The organism is Enterobacter sp. EC_50 (genome assembly GCF_019584525.1).
GTDB classification, from domain to species: Bacteria; Pseudomonadota; Gammaproteobacteria; order Enterobacterales; family Enterobacteriaceae; genus Enterobacter; species Enterobacter roggenkampii.
In genome coordinates, this window is sequence record NZ_VDAF01000090.1 from 1 (window position 1) to 418 (window position 418).

The following is a 418-nucleotide window of genomic DNA, read 5'->3' on the forward strand; positions in this document are numbered from 1 at the left end:
GCAATTGATACCGCCTTGCCATCGGGTGAAGAATTTCCGCGCTTCAAAGAGTTCTGGATCGAGCGTCCAAAACCGACTGATAAACGTTTAACCATCTATGCATTGCTTGACTCGCCGCGTGCGACAGGTGCTTACAAATTCGTGGTTATGCCAGGGCGTGACACGGTTGTGGATGTGCAGTCGAAAATCTATCTGCGCGATAAAGTCGGCAAACTGGGGGTTGCACCGTTAACCAGTATGTTCCTGTTTGGGCCGAACCAACCGTCGCCTGCAAATAACTATCGTCCGGAGTTGCACGACTCTAACGGTCTCTCTATCCATGCCGGTAATGGCGAATGGATCTGGCGTCCGTTGAATAACCCGAAACATTTAGCGGTCAGCAGCTTCTCCATGGAAAACCCGCAAGGCTTTGGTCTGT

1 pseudogene is annotated in these 418 nt (G+C 51.2%); it reads left to right on the forward strand.

The features are described 5' to 3' along the window. A pseudogene (gene mdoG / locus FHC48_RS23105) lies at nucleotides 1-418 on the forward strand (glucans biosynthesis protein MdoG); the annotation flags it as partial.